The sequence below is a fragment of the Yersinia ruckeri ATCC 29473 genome (genome assembly GCF_000754815.1).
GTDB lineage: Bacteria > Pseudomonadota > Gammaproteobacteria > Enterobacterales > Enterobacteriaceae > Yersinia > Yersinia ruckeri.
In genome coordinates this window covers 1,433,337-1,457,744 of sequence record NZ_KN150747.1, presented here as the reverse complement: position 1 = coordinate 1,457,744, position 24,408 = coordinate 1,433,337, and the positions used below count along the sequence as shown (strand labels likewise).

Genomic DNA, 24,408 nt, shown 5'->3' with positions numbered 1-24,408 from the left:
TTATTGTTGCGCGTTATTTTGTGTCGAAGGGTTACCCGCATTACGTCTGGATTGGTCAGGAACCAAACGATAGAAACTTTCACCGGGCTTGATCATGCCCAGTTCGTTGCGTGCGCGTTCTTCGATCGCCTCTTGACCACCGTTTAAATCATCAATTTCAGCAAATAGCTGATCGTTCCGCGCCTTGAGCTTGCCGTTGTTACCCTCTTGGGCCGCAACATCGTCTTGCACGCGGACAAAATCATGAACACCATTCTTGCCCAGCCACAGTGAATACTGTAACCAGCCAAGTAAAACCAGCAATAGTAGCGTAAGTTTTCCCATCTCCGCCCCCTGAAAAACTGACTAATCATCCCATAACTTTTCGTCGGACTCCACTCTGAGTGGGAAATTGCCTCAGAGTGTAAGATTAAGGACGATTTCTGACAAAAATACTATGCAAATCTGCAAAACAGTGGCAATAAGCGCAATCATTACGCAATTTCCATCACTATTAATGAACTTTTACTCGATAGCTTATCGGTGGGATATTCTGCAACTATCCGCGTTGGCTTTAGATTTTGTCTGTCACGGAATTCCTCAGACTTAATCAGCGGAAAAAGCCTAAAACAATGAGTGAAGGTGAGACACACAGCAGAATAGCAAACGGAAGAAAGTCGCGAAAAGGCAATAAAACAGCGATTAATGGCGGTAATCTGACGAAAGTATCCGGCAAATGACCCGCCAATTTTTTACCAGCCGCTCAGAAATGAGAACAGCATCCAAAACAGGCACATCACCGCCATGCCGGTTCCGGCAAGAGTAAAGACGATATTTCCGCGTAGAAACAGACTCAGGACAATGCCAATTAACACCGATACCGGCATCAGTGCCAAAAAGAACGGCCAAGTATAGAGCAAGAAAAATACGGTATTCGAACCATAAACCAGAAATGGGATGGCAAAAGCTAACCAATAGAAGCTAAAGCCCGAGATTCCACCAAGAAACGAGTGTGATGGTTCTTCCGTTTCCTGTTGTTCATCTATCATGATTTGAGTGACATTCTGCATAAAATCCCTAAGATTATTCTTCACCGGCGCGCTCTGTTGGCGCTTCGCCGCGGGTACATTCAGGATTTGATAATAGCTCTCTCACGCAGTACGTCTAACAATTGTTCAATCAAATGTGTTACTAATTGTTCACCTTTTAAATGAACATCCGCCGGCTCTGGCGATTCATAAACCGAGTCAATACCGGTGAAGTTTTTCAGTTCCCCGGCTCGGGCTTTTTTATACAGGCCTTTTGGATCGCGATCTTCACAAATAGCTAAAGGCGTATCGACAAAGATCTCAATGAACTGGCCATCAGCCAGCATATTCTGCACCATCTTCCGCTCGGCGCGATGAGGTGAAATAAAGGCGGACAGCACCACCAGTCCCGCATCCACCATCAGTTTCGCCACCTCGCCTACCCGACGAATATTTTCCCGTCGATCGGTATCGGAAAAACTCAAATCCCGACAGAGCCCGTGGCGTACATTATCCCCATCCAATAAATAGGTACAGACACCGCGGGCAAACAGCGCTTGTTCCAGTGCACCCGCCAGCGTTGATTTTCCCGAACCCGACAGACCCGTAAACCAGAGTACTACGCCCTGATGGCCCTGTTTCCGTTCACGATCTTGCCGTGTCACCGCATGAGGATGCCAGACAACATTCTCATCCGCAGGCCGAATTTGTCCGCTATCAAAAGCCTTAGGGTTAGCTGGCAAGTTACTTCCCTCCTAACAAATCACGCGCACCCCAATGCGGGAAGTGGCGGCGAACCAAGGCGTTTAACTCCAGTTCAAAGGCACTGAATGCGTTGGTTTCCTGATAAACCGACTCCAGGGTTTCGCGGATCAAACCCGCACCGACGGTGACATTACTTAAGCGATCAATAAAGATCATTCCGCCAGTATCGCGATTACGCTGATAACTATCCAATACCAATGGCTCATCGAAAGCCAACTCCACCAAACCAATGCCATTCAATGGCAGACTTTCCACCACCCGCTGTGTCAGTGAGTTGATTTCAACCTGATACTGTATATTCTCTACTCTTGCTCGGGTCTTTTTACCGGCAATTTTGATGTCGTAACTTTGGCCAACCACCAACGGTTGCTCTGCCATCCAAACAACATCCACCAACGCATTTTGCGCTGGTTTCAGGGGATCGTTCGCATCAACCAATAAATCACCGCGACTGATATCCACTTCATCGCTCAAAACCAGCGTGATCGCTTCGCCGGGAGTCGCTTGTGGCAAGTCACCGTCAAAAGTCACAATTCTTGCTACGGTAGATTCAACGCCAGATGGCAGGACTTTGATTTTTTGTCCCACTCGCAACACACCGGCAGACAAGGTGCCAGCATAACCACGGAAATCAAGATTTGGGCGGTTAACATATTGCACGGGGAAACGCAGCGGCTGCTGGCGGCTGGCATTCACCACATCCACGGTTTCCAGCACATCCAGCAATGTCGGGCCAGTATACCAGCTCATTTTTTCGCTCGGCGTGGCAACGTTATCGCCATCCAGCGCTGACAGCGGTACAAATTTGATATTTAGATCTGTCGGTAACTGTTCGGCAAAACTAAGGTAATCATCTTTAAATTGTTCAAAAACTGACTGCTGGTAATCCACCAAATCCATCTTGTTTACCGCTACCACCAAATGACGAATCCCCAGCAGAGTAGCGATAAAACTGTGGCGGCGGGTCTGATCCAATACCCCTTTACGCGCATCGATCAGCAAAATCGCCAGATCGCAAGTTGATGCGCCAGTGGCCATATTGCGCGTGTATTGCTCATGTCCGGGCGTATCGGCAATGATAAATTTACGCTTTTCGGTGGAAAAATAGCGGTAAGCCACATCAATAGTGATGCCTTGTTCACGCTCAGCCTGTAGGCCATCTACCAGCAAGGCCAAATCCAGTTTCTCGCCCTGTGTACCGATACGCTTGCTATCGGTATGTAGCGTAGTTAACTGATCTTCGTAGATCTGGCGGGTATCGTGCAGTAAACGGCCAATCAAGGTACTTTTTCCATCATCCACGCTGCCGCAGGTCAGGAAACGCAGCATCGTTTTATGCTGCTGAGCGTGCAGGTAAGCTTCAACGCCGCCCTCATCTGCGATTTGTTGCGCCATTGCCGTATTGTGTAAAATCATATTGCTCATCGGGCCGCTCCTTAGAAATATCCCTGACGCTTTTTAAGTTCCATGGAGCCGGATTGATCGCGGTCGATCATGCGCCCCTGACGTTCGCTGGTGGTGGAAATCAACATTTCCTCAATAATCGTCGGCAGGGTTTCAGCCTGTGATTCCACCGCGCCGGTCAGTGGCCAGCAGCCCAAGGTGCGGAAACGCACCATTTTTTGCGTTATGACTTCGCCGGGTTGCAGGTCGATACGATCATCATCCACCATCAATAGCATACCGTCTCGCTCAATCACTGGCCGTGGTTTAGCCAGGTACAACGGAACAATCTCGATATTTTCTAGAAAGATATACTGCCAGATATCCAGTTCGGTCCAGTTGGAAAGCGGGAAAACACGAATGCTTTCGCCTTTATTAATCTGGCCATTGTAGTTATGCCACAGCTCCGGTCGCTGATTTTTTGGATCCCAACGATGGAAACGATCGCGGAACGAGTAAATCCGCTCCTTAGCACGAGATTTCTCTTCATCACGACGCGCACCGCCGAAAGCCGCGTCAAAACCATATTTATTCAGAGCCTGCTTCAACCCTTCGGTTTTCATGATATCGGTGTGTTTGGCGCTACCGTGCTTAAAGGGGTTAATCCCCATCGCCACACCTTCTGGATTACGATGTACCAGCAATTTGCAACCGAATGCTTTAACCGTATCATCGCGGAATTGGTACATTTCACGAAATTTCCAACCAGTATCCACATGCAGCAATGGAAACGGCAAGTTGCCGGGGAAGAAAGCCTTGCGCGCCAAGTGCAGCATGACCGAGGAATCTTTGCCGATAGAATACAGCATCACCGGATTACCGAATTCAGCGGCCACCTCACGGATGATATGGATACTCTCCGCCTCCAATTGCCGTAAATGAGTGAGTCGTTTTTCGTCCATAACAGATCCTTTATGCCAAATTCATGATTGACGGCCTGATCGGCTGCTCAATCTGCGGTTGCTGCCCAAACCAGGCAATCTGGTGATGTAAATCCACCACTTCACCAATCACTAGCAATGCTGGCATTGGTGCCTGGTGTGCTAATGTATCCAGTTGATCCAATGTGCCGGTTAATACCTGCTGGTCGGCACGGGTTCCACGACCAATCACCGCGACTGGCGTATGCGCCGATCGGCCATGAGCAATCAATTGTTGGCTAATTTCAGCAGCTTTAACCGTTCCCATATAAATAGCTAATGTTTGACGTCCGCGCGCGAGAGTTGGCCAATCCAGTGCGTCGCCGTCAGCCCGACAATGACCCGTTATAAAGGTAACGCTTTGGGCGTAATCCCGATGAGTCAATGGAATCCCCGCATAAGCCGTGGCCCCCGCAGCCGCGGTAACACCGGGAACAACCTGAAAAGGTATTCCCGCCGCCGCAACCACTTGAAGTTCTTCACCTCCACGGCCAAAAATAAAGGGATCGCCACCTTTCAGACGCACTACCCGCTTTCCTTGACGGGCTAGTTTTACCAGCAAAGAATTAGTTTCTTCCTGTGCAACGGAATGAGCACCTGCGCGTTTTCCCACACAAATTCGCTCTGCATCTCGGCGTACCAAATCCAGTACTTCCGCGCTGACCAAGTGGTCATACAGCACAACATCAGCCTGCTGAATAACCTGTAAACCACGCAATGTCAGTAAACCCGCATCACCGGGACCGGCACCAACCAGTGCGACTTCACCGCTTTCAGACGGTGGTTGACTGAGGTGATGCTCCAGCTCACTTTCTGCCTGCTTTAATTGCCCATTAGCCATCAACGCGGCAAAACGGCCAGTGAATGCATTCTCCCAAAAGCGACGGCGGGCACTCATTGAGTTCAATCGCTGCTGAACTCTGCCACGCCAGCGCCCAGCAACGGTGGCTACCTGACCTAAACTGGTGGGCAGTAAGGCTTCGAGTTTCTCACGTAAGATCCGCGCCAGTACCGGAGCCTGACCACTGGAAGAAATCGCCACCACCAAGGGAGAACGATCGACAATAGAAGGAAAGATAAAGGAACAGCGTGGCTGATCATCCACCACATTGGCCAGAATTCGCCGCTGATCTGCCGCAGCAAAAACCTCAGCATTCAGCGCACTATTATTGGTCGCGGCAATAACCAGAAAAACATCATCAAGCTGTTCCGGTACAAAGGTTTTAGCCACCCAATGCAATCGGCCAGCCTCATATTGTGACTGGATTTCGGAGGCGAGTGTCTGCGCCACTACCCGCACCTGAGCGCCCGCGCGATGGAGTAAATCTATTTTTCGCGCAGCGACTTCGCCGCCGCCAACGACCAGCACCGGACGTTGTTTCAAGTCGGCAAATATTGGTAGATAGTCCACAGCAGCCTTCGATTTCATGATAAAGCGTAAGGTGACTATAGGGGGCGGCTATGACCTTATGAAATGACGAAAAGTAATTACAAGTTCCGTAATGATATAAAGCCGATGCTGTCAGCCTCGCAGAGGCGAAGATAATCATTCTCCAATAAAATCTTAATTGTTAAGACATAAAAAATAATGATAATTAGGAGCGGTGGAAATTGTCTAATTGCGCTGCCGGTCTCATACTAAGCCACGGAAAGAGCAGCGTTGCCCATACCCATTTGCACCAACATGACAATATAAAAAGGATATTTCGGTATGTTTTCCCGCCTTCACCTAAAGCTGGCGCTTTTTACTCTTTGTTGTAGCACCGTATACCCACTGCACGCGGCGGCCTCTACGGTTAAAAATGCTCCCTTGGGGAGTATTGCGGAACAACAGATTCGCCATATCGCTACCTACTTCCCCGGGCGTATGGCTGGCAGCCCTGCTGAATTACTCGCCGCCGATTACATCAATCAACGTTTTGAGCAAATGGGCTATCAAAGTAACCAGCGCGGCTTTAACACTCGCTACTTGTATACCAGCAAAAATGGTAAGCAGAGTTGGCGAACCCTCAGCGCCACCTCGGTGATCGCCGCACGTAGCGGCAATGAGCCACAGCAAGTGGTGATCATGGCTCATTTCGATACTTATACGCCGCACAGCGATTTGGATTTGGACAAGAACCTCGGTGGTTTGACACTGCAAGGTGTCGATGATAACGCCTCGGGCGTTGGGGTCATGCTGGAGCTGGCTGAACGGCTGAAAGATATTCCGACTCGTTACAGCTTGCGCTTTGTCGCATTAAGTGCAGAAGATGTCGGCGCACAGGGCAGCGACAATTACCTGAAACGTATGAGTGCCGAAGAAAAACAGAATACGCTGTTGGTGATCAATCTGGATAGCCTGATCACTGGCGATCGTTTGTATTTCAATCCCGGCCAGCATGATAGCAAAGGCCTCGCCACTCAAAGCCGCGATCTGGCGTTGAAGTTGGCGCGCCAAGCGGGTATTCCCGCGATGACTCGCCCAACCAAGACACCGGAAACGACTTGTCGCGCCGATCAGGATGCCTTTGATAAAGCTGGTATTGCGGTGCTTTCCGTTGAAGCCACTAATTATCAATTAGGTAAAAAAGATGGCTGTCAGCAACGGGCGATCAGTCCACACTTCCCACAAGGGGAAAGCCGCCACCAAAGTCAGTGGGATAACCTGAATTATCTCGACCGCCACTTGCCCGGCAGGATCAGCAAACGTTCACGGGATAGCGTGAAGATTTTATTACCCTTGGTAGAAAAATTGGCTCAGGCGGAAAAATAATGCTTCACCTGCGAGACCGCACGCAGTATTGATAAAAAACCCCGTAAATACAGCGATGGGCGATCACTATGATCGCCCTTTTTCGTTCTTTTCACGTATAAATCGCAGTGGGTATCATACCCATAGCTTATTGACGGGACATTAATGGTGGGTATAATAACCACCAGCAACTCACTCAGGAGACCACATGGACAGTGGAAAATTAATGAAAAAGTTGCAGGATGCGGGTTGGCAAATCAGAGGCGGAAAAAAAACAATGGTGGCAGCCATATCACCATGATCCGGCCCGGAGTACCTAAAATCATCACGCTCCCTCATCCGCGTAAAGATATTTCCAAAGGCTTGCTGAAGCAAATTCAGCGAATCTCTGGGATTACACTGAGTTAACCAACGCTAAAATACGTTAGGGGGTTACTATGATCTACCCAATTTTTATTTTCAGTAGCACCGAAGGATTCGATGGCTACTTTCCCGATATTGAAGGCTGTTTTTTCGCCGGTAATACCTTTGCCGATATCAGCAAAAATGCCGAAGAGGCTTTCGCGGTGCATATCGAAACGCTGATGGATGAAGGCTTTCCGTTACCCACTCCACCCAGAGATCCGCAGCGCTATATTGGCGACCCACGTTTAAAAGAGGAAGGCGGGATATTGGGGTTTGTCGACATCGATCCGACCCGATACGAAAGAAAAGCGGTAAAATTCAATCTGACGATGTCACAAAACTTGCTCACTGCCATCGATAAATTTATTGCTTCACACCCGGCGTATAAAAATCGCAGCCAATTTTTAGCCGAACTGGCAAGAGACAAAATCGTGAGTTAGCGATGTAAAAAACCGTCTGTGCTATCAGGTTATTGTAAACTCACCACGAGGGACGGCAGCTGCCCTCGTGTAACCCGATTCCCGATTAATAACCCGCTAACTCTCTGAGAAATCGTATCAACCACGTACCTTAACCTTCGTGCAATCCGCACTCTCGTTTTAGGCCGAAAAAGCGCGTTTCTTCTTCGCTCATACCCGGTTCCCATTTTCGAGTGGTATGGGTATCACCAACGGATAGATACCCTTGGTCCCACAATGGATGGTAATGCAGGCCGTGTTCAGTCAGGTATTGGTAGACCTGCCGGTTATCCCAATCAATGATCGGCAATACCTTGAACACTCCGCGCTGTACGGCTAATACTGGCAGGTTTGCCCGGCTACCCGATTGCTCACGGCGCAGGCCAGCAAACCAGGTCTGTGCACCAAGCGTTTCCAGCGCGCGACTCATCGGCTCCACTTTATTGAGTTCATTGTAACGTTCAATCCCTTCTACCCCCTGCTCCCACAGTTTACCGTAGCGAGCCTCCTGCCAAGCGGGGCTGTGCGCAGCGCGAAACACTTGTAGGTTCAGGTGCAATTTCTCAGTCAGATCATCAATAAACTGATAAGTTTCAGGGAACAAATAGCCGGTATCCGTCAAAATGACCGGAATATCAGGCCGCTGACGGGTCACCAAATGCAGGCATACTGCAGCCTGAATACCAAAGCTTGAAGAGAGCACAAATTCGCCCGGCAAGTTTTCCAGCGCCCATTGCACCCGACTCTGCGCGGATAATAGCGCTAACTGGTCATTAACCAACGCCAGCACTGCCGCCTGTTCTGCTTTCGGTAACGCATTTAATTCATTGAGATTAAATGTGTTCACATTATCTCCTGTCATTCATAAAAGTCGCGGGCTGAATCAATCACCGGTTTTACAATTCCAGCGCGGATAACAAAGTCACCAAAACCTTCATCAATATGACGCTCTTTAGCCCAACGTCCGACCAATTCATCGGTAATCGCCAAAATTTCATCAGCGGTAATATTCTCACGATACATCCGTGGGATCCGCGTGCCTTGGCGGTTACCGCCCAAATGCAGGTTATAACGTCCAACGGCTTTGCCCACCAATCCCATTTCTGCCAGCAATGCACGACCACAGCCGTTCGGACAGCCAGTGATGCGCATAACAATATGTTCGTCGGCTAAATGGTGCTTTTGCAGAATACGGTCAATCTGAGTAACAAACTCTGGCAGAAAACGCTCCGCCTCCGCCATCGCCAACGGACAAGTGGGGAAAGAGACGCAAGCCATTGAATTCTCACGTTGGCGACTCACGCTGCCATCGATCAAACCATGCTGGCGGGCTAATGCTTCGATGCGATCTTTATCTTTTTCCGCTATGCCTGCCACAATCAGATTCTGATTGGCGGTTAGACGGAAATCACCCTGATGAATTTTAGCAATTTCTGCCACGCCAGTTTTCAGGCTGCGATCGGGATAATCCAACAGACGACCATTTTCGATAAATAACGTCAAATGCCATTTTTTATCTATCCCTTTTACCCAGCCGATACGATCACCACGCCCTGTAAATTGATAGGGTTTAACCGCAGTAAAGCTGATACCCGCGCGTTTCTCGACTTCTGCTTTAAACACCTCTACACCAACGCGCTCCAACGTATACTTGGTTTTGGCATTTTTACGATCCGTACGATTGCCCCAATCACGTTGAGTCGTGACGACGGCTTCAGCCACCGCCAAGGTGTGAGACAACGGAATGAAACCAAATTCGCTGGCTTGACGCGGATAAGTATTTTTATCACCGTGAGCAATGGATAAACCGCCACCCACCAATACGTTAAAACCAACTAATTTACCTTTATCAGCCACAGCCACAAAGTTCAAATCATTAGCGTGCAGATCCACATCATTTTGTGGAGGAATAACTACAGTGGTTTTAAATTTACGGGGTAAATATGTCGCCCCCAGAATCGGCTCTTCATCGGTTGTCGCCACTTTTTCCGCATCCAGCCAGATTTCCGCATAGGCACGAGTGCGGGGCAGCAAATGCTCGGAAATCTTTTTCGCCCACTCGTAGGCTTCCTGATGCAGTTCGGACTCCACCGGGTTAGACGTACAAAGCACGTTACGATTAACATCGTTAGCGGTCGCCAGCGCGTCCAGCCCCAGTTGATTCAATAACTGATGAGCAGGTTTTACCTTATCTTTCAGAATACCGTGGAACTGGAAAGTCTGACGATTGGTAATACGGATGCTACCGTACAGGGTGTTATCCGCAGCAAATTTATCAATGCCTAGCCACTGTTGTGGCGTAATAATCCCGCCGGGTAAACGGCAGCGCAGCATCATGGCATGGCGTGGCTCCAGCTTTTGCTCGGCCCGCTCGGCACGAATATCGCGGTCATCCTGCTGATACATTCCGTGAAACCGAATCAACAGAAAGTTATCACCGGTAAAACCGCCAGTCAGACCGTTATTCAAGTCTTCGGTAATCGTGCCTCTCAGGTAATTGCTTTGCGACTTCATCCGTTCGCCGTCAGACAATTTACCCATCACTACCCGTGGTCCAGGGTGTTTATCATTCATCAGTACACATCTCGCTGATAACGGCGCGCAAAGCGCAGCTCACTTAAAAATTCGTCAGCTTGCTCGGCATCCATCCCACCGTGCTCAGCCACCACATCCAGTAACGCTTTTTCCACATCTTTAGCCATACGATTTGCATCACCACAGACGTAAATATGGGCACCTTGTTGAATCCAGCGCCACACCTCCGCACCTTTCTCGCGCAGTTTGTCTTGCACATATATTTTTTGTGGCTGATCCCGCGACCAAGCCAGATCGATATGCGTTAGCAGGCCTTCTTTGACATAACGCTGCCATTCAACCTGATACAGAAAATCATCAGTAAAATGCGGATTGCCAAAGAACAACCAGTTTTCACCCGTAGCACCTTCGGCATCACGCTGTTGCATAAAGGCGCGAAATGGCGCAATACCCGTGCCTGGGCCAATCATTATTACTGGAGTCTCAGGGCTGGCTGGCAGACGAAAATTATCGTTATGCTCGATAAACACGCGGACATCACCGTCAATGTCCAAACGATCGGCAAGGAATCCAGAGGCTCCGCCGCTCCGTGGGCGTCCATCAATATCGTAACGCACGATACCAACGGTGATATGCACTTCTGTTTCATTCTCCGCTTGAGACGAGGCAATTGAATACAAACGAGGGGCAAGTGGACGTAACAAGGTAATCAGTTGATCGGCATTCAAGTCCGCCGGTGCCTGACGCACCATATCAACGATCGGCGTGTTATGAGCGTAATACTGTAATTCGGTTTTATCTGCCAGTAAGGCAATCAGTTTTTCATCACGGGACAGTGCCGCGTATTTATCCACAATTATTGCGGTATTTTGCGTCAATTCAAAGTGCCTACACAATGCCTGCGCCAATAGGAGCGTCTTGCCATCAACGGTTACCGGCTCATCACCTTTCAACCACAATAAGCCCAGCAACTCATCGACCAATACCGGATCATTTTCATACCATACTCCCAACGCGTCCCCCGGTTGGTAACGCAAACCGGAATCAGCGAGATCGATCTCAATATGACGAACATCTTTTTCTGAATAGCGACCGGTAATTTTCTGGTTAAGCGCCAACTGTGCCGTTAACGGTGTGCCTTTGCTATAGGGGCTGCTGGTGATCTCATCAAGCGTACCGCTTAGCGTTTGTGCCACAGCGCTGGCTGACTGCACTGGCACTCGAGCTTGCAGAAGGGCAACGACCTGCTGCCGCCATTGGCTAGCCGGTGCTTGGTATTCAACATCAGCATCGATACGCTCCAGCAAACGCTCGGCACCCAGCTCGGCCAAGCGAGTATCGAAATCCTTCCCAGCCTGACAGAAATACTCATAGGAGCTATCGCCCAGACCCAATACCGCAAATGCGGTTTCAGGCAACGTGGGGGCTTTTTTAGAGAACAGGAATTTATACAGCGCTACCGCTTCTTCTGCTGGATCCCCCTCGCCCTGGGTTGAGGCGATAATGATTAATAGCCGTTCTTGCGCAATTTGCTTGAATTTGTAATCACCGGCATTCACCAGATTGACATTGAGCTTTGCCACCAATAAATCATCACGTAGCTGTTCCGCCAGACGACGAGCATTACCGGTCTGCGAGGCTGAAATTACGGTGATGGTCAATGCTTCCGGCGCAGCAACGGCTGGCGTTGCCGTTTCGGGTTGTTGATTAGCCCTGCCCCAGAAATAACCAGACAGCCAGGCCAGTTGTGTCGGTGAAAACTCACCGATTGTCGCTTGCAAGCGCGCAAGTTGCTCCGGCGAAAGCGGGAGTAATGAAGTTGGAGGAGCCTGAGTCGTCATCGCAGTACGAATTCCCTTGTGCTTTAGCCAATGTCAGTCCGATATTTTTTCGGCAACTAAATCTTTATGTTTGTAAGGTTAACCATCTGGATGGTAACCCTTAAAGAAGCGATAGAAATAATTAATAACCAAAACAACTAAGCAGTTTTTCCGCTATGGGATACGAATTAAACTGTTCAACTGATGGGAAAATTTATCCGTCCCCAATTATCCGAAAAAATGGCTGACTGGGGAGGGAAAATCAAAAACATAGTGGATAGCCGATGCAGAATTCCTGTCCGACGATGACGGCAAACATAGCTTGCGCGGCCAGTTTCCGGTACTATGCGGCGGTTTTTGAGTCAAAAAGGCCTGAATGATGAGCACCACTTTGTTTAAAGATTTTCAGTTTGAAGCTGCACATCGGTTACCGAATGTCGCGGAAGGCCACAAATGTGGTCGATTACACGGCCATTCATTTATGGTTCGCTTGGAAGTAACTGGTGAAGTCGATGCTCATAGCGGTTGGGTGATGGACTTCGCCGAGCTGAAAGCGGCCTTTCAGCCTATTTGGGATCGTCTGGATCACCATTATCTGAACGATATTGCTGGTTTGGAGAATCCAACCAGTGAAGTATTGGCAGCCTGGATTTGGCAGCAGCTAAAACCACAATTGCCGGAGCTAAGTGCAGTAATGGTAAAAGAAACCTGCTCGGCAGGCTGCATTTATCGCGGTTAATATGGCAAGGTAAGGTCAGGGCTGGAGAGCATCATTCAGCCCTGTGCCTACCAATATCAGGCTATATTCAGATATTTGTGAGTCTGCATGGATAAACGCCAGTTGCGGGCAATACAGGTTTCGATGCACAACCGAGTCGCCTCTTCTTTTTGACTAATTGGCTGTAATGCAATAATCCGCGCCTTATCGTCATGTAATCTTTCCAGCAATATATCCAGCGCTTCAATGTCTCTTATCCGTCCGACTGGATGTTTTATTTCGTCAGCCCGGATTAATGCCTGATCCAGCACCGTTAATCCGCCGCGCATATTTACTTTTGGCGAGACAGTCACCCAGGTTGTAGCCGAACAGTGGACTTCGTGAGTGCCGCTGGTTTCAATCTGGCAACTGAAACCTTCTTGCTCCAGCAAAGTAGTTAACGGTGACAAGTCGTAAATACAAGGTTCTCCACCGGTAATCACTACATGGCGTGCCGTGTAACCCTGCTGGCGAAAAATCGCTAATAATTGCTGTTCGCTGGCATTTCCCCAAGCATCGCTTTCTTCAGTTTTCACTAAAATTCGCTGCACATCGACTTCCCGATCGACATTCTTCTCCCAGGTATGCTTAGTGTCACACCAGCTGCACCCTACTGGGCAACCTTGCAAACGGACGAATATCGCTGGAACGCCGGTGAAAAAACCCTCACCCTGCAAAGTCTGGAACATCTCATTAATCGGGTACAGCATCAGTATCTCTATCTGGCAACGGGTAATCGCCAATTATCGCAGATTCTGCCGTAGGCACCAAACCAGGTAAAATTCATTTTGGCTAACCATACAGATAAAGAACAAAAAAAAACCCGCCGAAGCGGGTTCTTTAATAAATATCAGGTTCAGAAATTACTGACCTTTAACTTCTTTCAAGCCGTTGAATGGTGCTGCGTTACCCAGAGCTTCTTCAATACGGATCAATTGGTTGTACTTGGCAACGCGATCAGAACGGCTCATTGAACCGGTTTTGATCTGGCCAGCTGCAGTACCCACCGCCAGGTCAGCAATGGTCGCATCTTCAGTTTCACCTGAACGGTGCGAGATCACCGCAGTATAACCGGCGTCTTTCGCCATCTTGATAGCAGCCAGAGTTTCAGTCAGAGAACCGATCTGGTTGAATTTAATCAGGATAGAGTTAGCAACGCCTTTTTCGATACCTTCTTTCAGGATCTTGGTGTTGGTGACGAACAGATCATCACCCACCAGCTGGATTTTGTCGCCCAGAACTTCGGTCTGATATTTGAAGCCAGCCCAGTCAGATTCGTCCAAGCCGTCTTCGATAGAGACGATTGGGTACTGTTTGGTCAGTTCTTCCAGGAAGTGAGTGAACTCTTCAGAAGTGAAAGCTTTGTTGCCTTCGCCAGCCAGAACATATTTACCGTCTTTGTAGAATTCAGACGCTGCGCAGTCCATAGCCAGAGTGATGTCTTTGCCCAGCACGTAACCCGCTGCTTTTACCGCTTCAGCGATAACAGCCAGTGCTTCGGCGTTAGAACCCAGGTTTGGCGCATAGCCACCTTCGTCACCCACAGCAGTGTTCATACCTTTGGCTTTCAATACCTTAGCCAAATGATGGAACACTTCAGAACCCATACGGACAGCTTCTTTCAGCGTTTTAGCGCCAACAGGCTGAATCATAAACTCTTGGATATCAACGTTGTTGTCTGCGTGCTCGCCGCCATTGATGATGTTCATCATCGGCAGTGGCATAGAGTATTGGCCTGGAGTACCGTTCAGTTCAGCAATGTGTGCGTACAGAGGCATGCCTTTAGACGCGGCGGCAGCTTTGGCAGCAGCCAGAGACACAGCCAGAATAGCGTTAGCACCGAATTGGGATTTATTTTCGGTACCGTCCAGATCGATCATGATTTTATCGATGTTCGCCTGGTCTTTAGCATCTTTACCCATCACAGCCTGAGCAATCGGGCCATTAACCGCAGCAACCGCTTTCAAAACGCCTTTGCCCAGGAAACGGGACTTGTCACCGTCACGCAGTTCCAGTGCTTCACGGGAACCGGTAGAAGCACCTGATGGTGCAGCGGCCAAACCAACGAAACCGCCTTCCAGATGAACTTCAGCTTCTACAGTTGGGTTACCACGGGAGTCGATGATTTCGCGACCGATGACTTTAACGATTTTGGACATTAGATTTTCCTCAGTACAAGTTAAACTAAAACTCCAGACAGAGGGGGCGACATCTCAGCCGCCCCCCTATCAAATATTTTATTTCACCTGGCGCTTCTGATACTCACCAGCCGCTTTCACAAAGCCGGCGAACAACGGGTGACCATCACGTGGCGTCGAAGTAAATTCAGGGTGGAACTGACAAGCAACAAACCACGGATGATTTGGCAACTCAATGATTTCCACCAGTTTGTTATCCGCAGAGCGCCCAGCAACACGTAAACCGGCAGCTTCAATCTGCTTCAACAACATATTGTTTACTTCATAGCGATGGCGATGGCGTTCAACAATCGTTGGTTCACCATACATCTGACGTACCAAGCTACCGTCGGTCAGGTTGCATTGCTGCCCACCGACACGCATGGTACCGCCCAAATCGCTTTCTTCCGTACGGACTTCGACGTTACCGTCTTCATCACGCCATTCAGTGATCAACGCGACCACCGGATACTTACAGTCTGGCACAAATTCGGTGGAGTTGGCGTTTTCCATACCCGCGACATGACGGGCAAACTCCATCAGTGCAACTTGCATACCCAGGCAAATACCCAGATAAGGAATATTGTGTTCACGAGCATAACGTGCCGCAGCCACTTTGCCTTCCACACCACGGTAGCCGAAACCACCCGGAATCAGGATAGCATCAAGCCCTTTCAGCATTTCGTCGCCGCGGGTTTCTACATCCTGAGAATCGATCAGCTTGATGTTCACGGTAAGACGGTTTTTCAACCCGCCGTGCTTCAAGGCTTCGATCACGGATTTGTAGGCATCCGGCAGTTCAACGTATTTACCGATCATCCCAATAGTGACTTCACCACCCGGATTGGACTCTTCGTATAATACCTGTTCCCACTCGGCAAGATTTGCTTCAGGACAAGTTAAGCTGAATCGTTTACAAATATAATCGTCAAGGCCCTGTGATTTCAAGAGGCCAGGGATTTTATAAATGGAATCAACATCTTTAAGGGAGATAACCGCCTTCTCTGGCACATTACAGAACAAGGCGATTTTTGCCCGCTCATTAGCAGGAACGGCGCGATCTGAACGGCAAATCAGCACATCTGGCTGAATACCAATAGAAAGTAGTTCTTTGACCGAATGTTGTGTTGGCTTGGTTTTCACTTCGCCAGCCGCAGCCAGGTAAGGAACCAGTGTCAGGTGCATATACAAAGTATGCTCGCGGCCAACATCAACCGCCATCTGACGAATCGCTTCCAGGAATGGCAGAGATTCGATATCACCTACAGTGCCACCAATTTCAACCAATACCACGTCGTGACCTTCGCCACCTTCAATGATACGTTCTTTGATAGCATTGGTAATATGAGGAATAACCTGGATAGTCGCACCCAGATAGTCACCACGGCGTTCTTTACGCAGAACTTCAGAGTAGATACGACCCGTAGTGAAATTGTTGCGACGAGTCATTTTGGTGCGAATGAAGCGCTCATAGTGCCCTAAATCCAGATCGGTCTCAGCACCATCTTCGGTGACGAAAACTTCTCCGTGTTGTGTCGGGCTCATGGTGCCCGGATCCACGTTGATATACGGGTCCAGTTTCATGATGGTAACTTTGAGGCCACGGGCTTCAAGAATAGCCGCGAGAGAGGCTGCGGCAATGCCTTTACCCAGAGAGGATACAACCCCGCCGGTCACAAAAATATAATTAGTTGTCATGCTGAACCTGAGAGTTTAGGTTTAAAGACGATGGAAGTACCAGGACGGGAAAGTAGTATACTCGAACCTTGGTTTCGCTACAAATGATCTAAACGCCTTAGCGGGTTTTCCCGGTATAAAGCGCGCTGAACATCGTCTTCCTATCCGTTATAATTCAATATATTAACGTAATTAAAATTCAACAACCATCGTTCAAATGAATTAAAACACCTTAGATTTCAGTTTCTTGCTTTTTAACTTGCTGCCAGGCCGCTTCCATTTCAGCCAGTGAAGCGGTTTCCATTGTGCGACCAGAAGCTGTAACTATTTGTTCTACCTTACGAAAACGCCGTTCGAATTTACGATTTGCCGCCTGTAGAGCATTTTCCGCTTTATGCCCCAAATGGCGGGATAAATTGACCGTAGCAAACAGTAAATCTCCGATTTCTTCGCCCAGTTTTTCCTCGTCCACTACAGCCTGTTTCGCTTCGAACATCACTTCGTCGATTTCTTCGTAAACTTTATCCAGCACTGGGCCAAGCGTATTCCAATCAAAGCCGACTGCCGCACAACGCTTCTGAATTTTATGCGCCTTCATCAAGGCTGGCAGCGCATTGGGAATATCATCTAATGCAGAATACAGGGCTTTGTCCGCTCGCTCACCGGCTTTGCGCTGTTCCCAACCAGCAATGATTTCTGCGCTGTCCGGCACGCTTTCTGCCATCGATTGCCCAGATGGTGGGAAGACATGAGGATGACGACGTTCCAGCTTGTCACTGACAGCGTGACAAATATCGTCAAAGGCAAATCGTCCCTGTTCTTGTCCCATTTGCGCGTAAAACACGATTTGAAACAGTAAATCCCCGAGTTCATCTCGTAAATCGTCAAAGTCTTTCCGCTGAATCGCATCAAGCACTTCGTAAGTTTCTTCTAGCGTGTAGGGTGCGATGGTATCGAAAGTCTGTTTACGATCCCATGGACAGCCATTCTCAGGGTCACGCAAAGTACGCATGATATCCAACAGGCGCTGTAAGGCCAAAGCCGCGGACGCTGGGGTGTTTTCAGTGGTGGTCATAGTTATTTATTCACTTTTATTTTGGATAATCAAAGCGTAGCGAGTGCTGGATTGTGGATCGTGGTCAGCGCGTATCCTGGAGGAGCAGCGCTGACCACGATTAAAATGGCAAGAAGCCATTATCATTAAAGTTAAAGTTACCTATTAATTACCATGTAACCGCCGGGCATCGATCACATCCGGCAACTGGTTGAGCTTCGCCAGCACGCGTCCTAATACCTGTAGATTATAGATTTCGATATTCATATCGATGGTCGCCAGCATTTTTTTCGTATCACTACGGCTGGCGACACCCAAAACATTCACTTTTTCATTCGCCAAAATGGTAGTGATATCACGCAATAAGCCGCTGCGGTCATTCGCTGTTACACGCACCACCAGCGAATAACCACTGGAATAGCTTTCCCCCCACACCGCATCGACAATGCGCTCCGGGGCGTGAGATTGCAGATCCTGTAATTGTTCACAATCAGCACGGTGGATGGAGATCCCTCGCCCCTGCGTGATAAAGCCGATGATTTCGTCGCCTGGAATCGGCTGGCAGCAACGGGCAATGTGATGCATCAGATTACCCACACCTTCTACCACAATGCGGCCACTGTCTTTACTACTGTTACGGGCTGGCTGCTGGGTTTTCTGCGTGAGATGGCGCAACGCTTGCAGATCGGCCTCTTCCGCCGTCGGTTTATTGAGTTTCCCTTGTAGGAAATTCACCATCTGGTTCAAACGGATATCGCCACCGCCAATAGCCGCCAACACTTCATCCAAAGAATTCATGTTATAACGTGGAACCAACAGTTTTTCGGCCTCTTTCAGGCTGATATCCATATGTTCCAATTCGTCATCCAGCATTTGGCGACCCGCCAGAATGTTTTTATCTCGATCCTGTTTGCGGAACCAGTTATGAATTTTGGCGCGGCCACGGCTGGTGGTCACATAACCGAGATTCGGATTCAGCCAGTCACGGCTTGGGTTGGGATGCTTCTGGGTGATGATTTCAATCTGATCCCCCATTTGCAGTTGATAAGTGAAAGGCACAATGCGCCCACCGATCTTCGCACCGATACACCGGTGACCGACATCACTGTGAATATGATAGGCAAAGTCCAGCGGCGTGGAACCTGCTGGCAAATCAATCACATCGCCTTTTGGCGTAAACACATACACTCGATCGTCAAAGACCTGGCTACGGACTTCATCCAGCATTTCACCGGAATCCGCCATTTCTTCCTGCCAGGTAATCAGCTTGCGCAACCAGGCAATCCGGCCTTCATAGCCAGAACGCCCTGCTGCCACCGCACCTTCTTTATATTTCCAGTGTGCGGCGACGCCCAGTTCGGCATCTTCATGCATCTGGCGGGTACGGATCTGAATTTCCAGCGTTTTACCGCGCGGCCCCAGCACCACCGTGTGGATTGATTGGTAGCCATTGGGTTTTGGATTGGCGACATAGTCATCGAACTCATCGGGCAAATGCCGAAAATGAGTATGAACGATACCCAGTGCCGCATAGCAATCCTGCAAACGCTCTACCACCACCCGCACGGCGCGGACATCAAACAGCTCGTCGAATGCCAGTGACTTCTTCTGCATTTTGCGCCAGATACTGTAGATATGTTTGGGGCGACCATAAATATCAGCTTTTATACCTTCATCAGCCATGGCCTGACGTAATGAAGCGACAAAATCATCAATAAATTGCTCGCGATCGATGCGACGCTCGTGGAGTAGTTTGGCAATTTGTTTGTATTCATCGGGATGCAGATAACGGAAGCAGAAATCTTCCAGTTCCCATTTGATCTGGCCGATACCCAAACGGTTAGCCAATGGCGCATAAATATTGGAACACTCTTTAGCCGCCAATACTCTTTCATCTTCCGGGGCATCTTTCACTTCCCGCAGATGGGCGATACGTTCCGCCAGTTTGATGACCACGCAGCGGAAATCTTCCACCATTGCCAATAGCATCCGGCGGACATTATCCACCTGCTCGGAGCTCATCGAATCGTTGGTGGTGGCTTTTAACTGGCGAATGGCATCCATATCCCGTACGCCATGTACCAGATAGGTGATGCCCTTGCCAAATTGTTCGGTAAGGGTTTCTTCGTTGATGATATTGGCATCGACCAACGGGAACAGTAGCGCAGCGCGCATACTGTCATTATCCATACTCAGAGTTGAGAGTATTTCGACCATTTCCAAGCCGCGCCATAGTAATAGCGAAGCATCAGGATGGCCTGTTGTTTGTTGTTCACAGTAACGCCAGGTTTCGGCTAATCGCTCACATGACTGCGGGTTGGGAAGACCCAAGCTGGCGATCCAATCGTCGAGAGCAAACTCGCCCGCCGGATTCAAATGTGCACTTCTTACCGCAACCATAACTTCTCCCTACTCAGTGGTCATTGGCCTCTATCGTATAAACAGCGCCATTGACTCAAGATGCCCCGTGTGCGGAAACATATCTAACATACGCACACGAGCAAGACGGTAACCGGCGTCTAATAACACATGACTGTCTCGTGCCAGCGTGGTGGGATTGCAAGAGACATACACCACACGTTTCGGCGCCAGCTTCACTATATGTAACATCACTCCAGCAGCACCAGCCCGCGCCGGGTCCAATAATATTTTATCAAAGCCCTGCGCTGCCCACGGCTGTTTATCAATGTCTTCTTCCAGGTTTTCATGAAAGAACGAAACATTCGATAGCGAATTAATCTGCGCATTATACTGCCCATTCGCTACCAGCGTCGCAACCCCTTCTATACCGACAACCTGCCGGGCATGGCGCGCCAGCGGCAAGGTGAAATTCCCCATACCGCAGAATAAATCCAGCACCCGCTCATCGGGATGTACATCCAGCCACTCCAGCGCCTGCGCAACCATTTTCTGGTTAACCGTAGGGTTGACCTGAATAAAATCGCGTGGATTAAAGGCTAAGCGTAGACCGTCTATCTGGTAATAAGGTTCATCACCCACCCGCCTCTCCAGATGGTTTTCATCTGGAGCCAGATATATCGCTACATTTTCCTGTAGAGAAAAAGCCAACAGTGCTGCACGATCAGTCGATTTTAAGTTATCAAGATGACGTAATACCAGCAATGGTCCATTGTCAGCTAGCACCAATTCTACATGCCCGAGACGCTTAACTGACGGCAATGCTGACAAACAGCGGTAAAGTGGCGCTAATAAACACTCCAATTCAGGCCGTAGCACCGGGCATTGGTTGATGGCCACCAAATCGTGAGAAGCCACCTGACGAAATCCCATAACCAGACGATGCTGCTTAGATTGATAGCACAACCCCAAACGCGCCCGCCGTCGATAACCGTATTCCGGCCCACAAATGATTGATTCTGCTTCAGGTGCTACCCCGGTTTCGCGCGCTATCAGGCGTTGCAGATAAGCAGCTTTACTGCGCTGCTGTAAATCTGTCGCGGCATGTTGCTGCTGGCAGCCACCACAAGTACCAAAATGTGGGCAGCGAGGAGAAACTCTTTCATCACTAGTGTTTAGGCGCTGTTTAACCTTGCCTCGGGAAAATTGGCGTTTATCTTCAGTTAATTGGATCTCAGCCTGTTCACCGGGCAATATGCCGGGGACGAAAATTGCTTTGCCCCGATAATGTGCAACACCCTGCCCGAAGGGATCGAGATCGTTTGCGGTCACAGTTATCATTTGTCGTGTCGTCACGCGACGGTTTGGAGAGTAGAATTGCGCCATAATAGTTGATTGATTATGCACTGGGTTTTGTAAGCTGCTCATTCTCCCACATTGGAATACCATGACCAAATACAGTCTTCGCGCGCGCATGATGATACTAATCTTAGCCCCTACGCTGCTTCTTGGGCTGTTACTCAGTACATCTTTTATGGTGCATCGCTATAATGAGCTGCAAAACCAAGTAGTTAACGCCGGTACCAGTATTATTGAACCGCTAGCTGTGGCCAGTGAATACGGCATGACATTTCGCAACCGCGATACAGTAAGACAGTTAATTAATCTGTTACATCGACGCCATTCATATATTGTTCGGTCAATTGCCGTTTTTGACACAGATAATAATCTTTTTGTCACTTCTAACTATAATTACAACTCGTCACAATTAAGACTGCCGAATAACATACCGATCCCCAATTCCCTGATGCTGACCTATCGCGGTGATTCACTGATACTGCGTATGCCAATCGTTTCGGAATACAATTTATCCAGCGATAAACCGCCAGAAGACAATATTAATAACCGCCCGCTGGGCTATATCTCCATAGATCTGGATTTACAATCGGTTCGACTGCAACAGTACAAAGAAGTGTTTATTTCCACGCTGTTACTGTTGTTCAGCCTGTGTATTGCCATTTTGTTTGCCTATCGTCTGATGCGTGACGTGACCGGCCCAATCCGTAATATGGTCAATACCGTCGATCGGATTCGACGTGGTCAACTAGACAGTCGGGTTGAGGGGCATATGCTGGGAGAATTGAATATTCTGAAAAACGGGATTAACTCGATGGCCATGTCGTTGGCAGCCTATCATGAGGAAATGCAACAGAATATTGATCAGGCAACGTCGGATTTGCGGGAAACGCTGGAGCAGATGGAAATCCAGAACGTCGAGCTGGGGTTAGCCAAAAAGCGGGCTCAGGAAGCCGCGCGCATTAAATCCGAGTTTCTGGCCAATATGTCCCATGAATTGCGGACGCCGTTGAATGGCGTTATCGGTTTTACCCGACAAACGTTAAAAACCTCACTCACGCCGACACAAACCGATTACCTGCAAACTATTCAACGTTCGGCGAATAATCTGTTATCCATCATTAATGATGTATTGGACTTTTCCAAGCTGGAAGCAGAAAAACTGGTGCTGGAACATATTCCTTTCCCACTGCGGGAAACGCTGGATGAAGTGGTGATTTTGCTGGCTCATACCGCCCATGAGAAAGGGCTGGAACTCACCATGCAGGTCAATAACGATGTGCCGGAACAGGTAGTCGGCGACTCAATGCGTCTGCAACAGGTGATGACCAATCTATTGGGTAATGCGATTAAGTTTACCGAGAATGGCAACGTCGATATTCATGTCAGCCTGCGTTCTCACACCCGTCGACAAATCAAGCTGGCGGTAGAAATTCAGGATACCGGTATTGGTATTTCCGAACAGCAGCAATCCCAACTATTCCAAGCATTCCGTCAGGCGGATGCCAGTATTTCACGTCGCCACGGTGGCACAGGATTAGGCTTGGTTATCACCGAACGTCTGGTGAAAGAGATGGATGGCGATATCAGCTTCCACAGCGAGCTGAACCGAGGTTCAACCTTCCGTTTCCATATCACTCTCGACCTGCATGAAGGCATGGTATACCGCCAACCCACGATGGAGAGCCTGGCTGGCAAGCATCTTGCCTATGTAGAACGGAATCCGGCGGCGGCGCAGGCCACATTGGATATGTTGAGCATCACGCCGCTGCGGGTAACACACAGCCCGACGTTGGCTCAGTTAGCCGATAAACACTACGATATTCTGCTGCTCGGTGTCCCTATTCCCTTCCGCACCAATATGGCAGGTCATCAGGATAAGTTAATCGCCGCGCTGAAAATGGCCGATCAGGTTATTCTCGCTCTGCCAAGCCAATCGCAGATCGATGCAGAACAGCTAAAACAGCTAGGAGCCAAAGCCTGTCTAGTGAAGCCTGTTTCTGCCAATCGGCTTATGCCACTATTGTTGAAAGAAACCCCTCTCGCGCTGCCTGCCCCCGTAGAACCGGTCACCAAAGGCTCACGTTTGCCTCTACGAGTCATGGCGGTCGATGATAACCCCGCGAATCTGAAACTCATTGGCACCTTACTGGAAGAACAGGTAGAAGAAACTATCCTGTGTGAAAGCGGCGAAGCCGCCATCGCTATCGCTCGTGACCACACGCTGGATGTGATTTTGATGGATATTCAGATGCCTGAAGTTGACGGTATTCGTGCCAGCGAGCTTATCCACCAGCTACCCAACCATACTAATACGCCCATTATCGCCGTCACCGCCCACGCAATCAGTGGTCAGCAGGAACAGTTTCTCAAGATCGGCATGGCCGATTATCTGGCCAAACCTATTGATGAAACCCGCTTGACGCAGGCGTTGGCGCGGTTCTATCAACATGAACCCGCCCATCAGCAAAAGACTGTCAGCGTGATAAATGCACTGCCGAATGCCTGGGAAGGCTCGATCAACTGGCCGTTGGCGATTCGCCAGGCGGCCAATAAAGAAGATTTGGCGCAGGAGTTGCTGTCGATGCTGGTGGCGTTTCTGCCGCAGGTTATACAGCGAGTACAAGCGATTATCGATGGCGCAGAAGATGGCCATATCGTCGATTTAATCCATAAGTTGCATGGTAGCTGCGCCTGTAGCGGTGTACCGCGGTTAAAGCGGCTGTGCTTCTATATTGAACAGCAACTACGGCAAAAAGTGGGAAGTCAGGATTTAATGCCGGAATGGCTGGAACTGCTTGATGAAATAGATAATGTCATTCAAGCGGCAAAAAACCCTATTACGATGCCACCACGCGCTGACGAATCAATAAGTAAAGCAGACTGAACAATCACAAAAGGGCAGGATTCATCACCCTGCCCTCCTCGCAAACAGACAGATA

19 protein-coding genes and 1 pseudogene are annotated in these 24,408 nt (G+C 49.1%); 5 read left to right on the top strand and 15 right to left on the bottom strand.

The genetic code is table 11. The features are described 5' to 3' along the window. The 6 genes from ftsB to cysG all read right to left on the bottom strand — a co-directional run bounded on the left by ftsB (window position 1) and on the right by cysG (window position 5,546). Window positions 1-324: a cell division protein FtsB gene (ftsB, locus tag DJ39_RS06385; RefSeq protein WP_004719147.1), complete on the bottom strand. Its 324-nt coding sequence runs from the start codon at window positions 322-324 to the stop codon at window positions 1-3. A gap of 407 nt (window positions 325-731) precedes the next feature. Further along, window positions 732-1,049, bottom strand: a complete 318-nt coding sequence (locus DJ39_RS06380) for a DUF3561 family protein (protein WP_004719145.1) — start codon at window positions 1,047-1,049, stop codon at window positions 732-734. A gap of 59 nt (window positions 1,050-1,108) precedes the next feature. Then, window positions 1,109-1,750 carry an adenylyl-sulfate kinase gene (cysC, locus tag DJ39_RS06375; protein WP_004719144.1) on the bottom strand — a complete coding sequence of 214 codons (642 nt, stop codon included), beginning with the start codon at window positions 1,748-1,750 and terminating at the stop codon, window positions 1,109-1,111. Between the two features lies 1 nt (window position 1,751). Continuing rightward, complete coding sequence (cysN, locus tag DJ39_RS06370) at window positions 1,752-3,197, bottom strand: sulfate adenylyltransferase subunit CysN (protein WP_004719143.1); 1,446 nt, start codon at window positions 3,195-3,197, stop codon at window positions 1,752-1,754. An 11-nt stretch (window positions 3,198-3,208) separates the two neighbouring features. After that, window positions 3,209-4,117, bottom strand: a complete 909-nt coding sequence (gene cysD, locus DJ39_RS06365) for a sulfate adenylyltransferase subunit CysD (RefSeq protein WP_004719142.1) — start codon at window positions 4,115-4,117, stop codon at window positions 3,209-3,211. 10 nt (window positions 4,118-4,127) lie between these two features. After that, on the bottom strand, window positions 4,128-5,546 hold the full coding sequence (gene cysG, locus DJ39_RS06360; RefSeq protein ID WP_004719141.1) for a siroheme synthase CysG: 1,419 nt from the start codon (window positions 5,544-5,546) through the stop codon (window positions 4,128-4,130). A 300-nt stretch (window positions 5,547-5,846) separates the two neighbouring features. On the opposite strand from cysG, the gene DJ39_RS06355 reads away from it, so the two are divergent. The 3 genes and pseudogenes from DJ39_RS06355 to DJ39_RS06345 all read left to right on the top strand — a co-directional run bounded on the left by DJ39_RS06355 (window position 5,847) and on the right by DJ39_RS06345 (window position 7,714). Then, entirely contained in the window at window positions 5,847-6,890 is a 1,044-nt protein-coding gene (locus DJ39_RS06355) for an aminopeptidase (protein WP_004719140.1), read from the top strand. A gap of 187 nt (window positions 6,891-7,077) precedes the next feature. Beyond that, window positions 7,078-7,277 (top strand): annotated as a pseudogene (locus tag DJ39_RS06350) (type II toxin-antitoxin system HicA family toxin). 29 nt (window positions 7,278-7,306) lie between these two features. Next, a complete protein-coding gene (locus tag DJ39_RS06345) occupies window positions 7,307-7,714 on the top strand; it encodes a type II toxin-antitoxin system HicB family antitoxin (RefSeq protein WP_004719138.1) in 408 nt (135 codons plus the stop codon). Window positions 7,715-7,844: 130 nt separating this feature from the next. On the opposite strand, the gene DJ39_RS06340 is transcribed toward DJ39_RS06345, so the two are convergent. From DJ39_RS06340 to cysJ, 3 genes are read right to left on the bottom strand one after another with little or no spacing between them, the layout of a single operon-like run. Then, complete coding sequence (locus DJ39_RS06340; protein WP_004719137.1) at window positions 7,845-8,579, bottom strand: phosphoadenylyl-sulfate reductase; 735 nt, start codon at window positions 8,577-8,579, stop codon at window positions 7,845-7,847. Between the two features lie 11 nt (window positions 8,580-8,590). After that, a complete protein-coding gene (gene cysI, locus DJ39_RS06335; RefSeq protein ID WP_038245036.1) occupies window positions 8,591-10,306 on the bottom strand; it encodes an assimilatory sulfite reductase (NADPH) hemoprotein subunit in 1,716 nt (571 codons plus the stop codon). After that, a complete protein-coding gene (gene cysJ / locus DJ39_RS06330) occupies window positions 10,306-12,108 on the bottom strand; it encodes an NADPH-dependent assimilatory sulfite reductase flavoprotein subunit (RefSeq protein ID WP_004719136.1) in 1,803 nt (600 codons plus the stop codon). The genes cysI and cysJ overlap by 1 nt, the downstream gene beginning before the upstream one ends. Window positions 12,109-12,466: 358 nt before the next feature. On the opposite strand from cysJ, the gene queD reads away from it, so the two are divergent. Then, on the top strand, window positions 12,467-12,826 hold the full coding sequence (queD, locus tag DJ39_RS06325; RefSeq protein WP_038245031.1) for a 6-carboxytetrahydropterin synthase QueD: 360 nt from the start codon (window positions 12,467-12,469) through the stop codon (window positions 12,824-12,826). 56 nt (window positions 12,827-12,882) lie between these two features. On the opposite strand, the gene queE is transcribed toward queD, so the two are convergent. The 6 genes from queE to rlmD form a co-directional block, all read right to left on the bottom strand. Further along, window positions 12,883-13,554: a 7-carboxy-7-deazaguanine synthase QueE gene (gene queE, locus DJ39_RS06320; RefSeq protein ID WP_038251241.1), complete on the bottom strand. Its 672-nt coding sequence runs from the start codon at window positions 13,552-13,554 to the stop codon at window positions 12,883-12,885. Window positions 13,555-13,707: 153 nt separating this feature from the next. Continuing rightward, window positions 13,708-15,003: a phosphopyruvate hydratase gene (gene eno, locus DJ39_RS06315; protein ID WP_004719132.1), complete on the bottom strand. Its 1,296-nt coding sequence runs from the start codon at window positions 15,001-15,003 to the stop codon at window positions 13,708-13,710. 78 nt (window positions 15,004-15,081) lie between these two features. Then, window positions 15,082-16,719 (bottom strand): glutamine hydrolyzing CTP synthase, encoded by a 1,638-nt coding sequence (gene pyrG, locus DJ39_RS06310; RefSeq protein WP_004719131.1) that lies wholly within the window; start codon window positions 16,717-16,719, stop codon window positions 15,082-15,084. Between the two features lie 211 nt (window positions 16,720-16,930). Continuing rightward, on the bottom strand, window positions 16,931-17,773 hold the full coding sequence (gene mazG, locus DJ39_RS06305) for a nucleoside triphosphate pyrophosphohydrolase (protein WP_004719130.1): 843 nt from the start codon (window positions 17,771-17,773) through the stop codon (window positions 16,931-16,933). A gap of 144 nt (window positions 17,774-17,917) precedes the next feature. After that, window positions 17,918-20,152: a GTP diphosphokinase gene (relA, locus tag DJ39_RS06300; RefSeq protein WP_004719129.1), complete on the bottom strand. Its 2,235-nt coding sequence runs from the start codon at window positions 20,150-20,152 to the stop codon at window positions 17,918-17,920. A gap of 30 nt (window positions 20,153-20,182) precedes the next feature. Next, window positions 20,183-21,496, bottom strand: coding sequence for a 23S rRNA (uracil(1939)-C(5))-methyltransferase RlmD (gene rlmD, locus DJ39_RS06295; RefSeq protein ID WP_038251687.1), 1,314 nt, complete (start codon window positions 21,494-21,496; stop codon window positions 20,183-20,185). A gap of 61 nt (window positions 21,497-21,557) precedes the next feature. Between rlmD and barA the strand changes: the two genes are divergently transcribed. Next, a complete protein-coding gene (barA, locus tag DJ39_RS06290) occupies window positions 21,558-24,353 on the top strand; it encodes a two-component sensor histidine kinase BarA (RefSeq protein ID WP_045844460.1) in 2,796 nt (931 codons plus the stop codon). Window positions 24,354-24,408 lie beyond the last annotated feature (55 nt).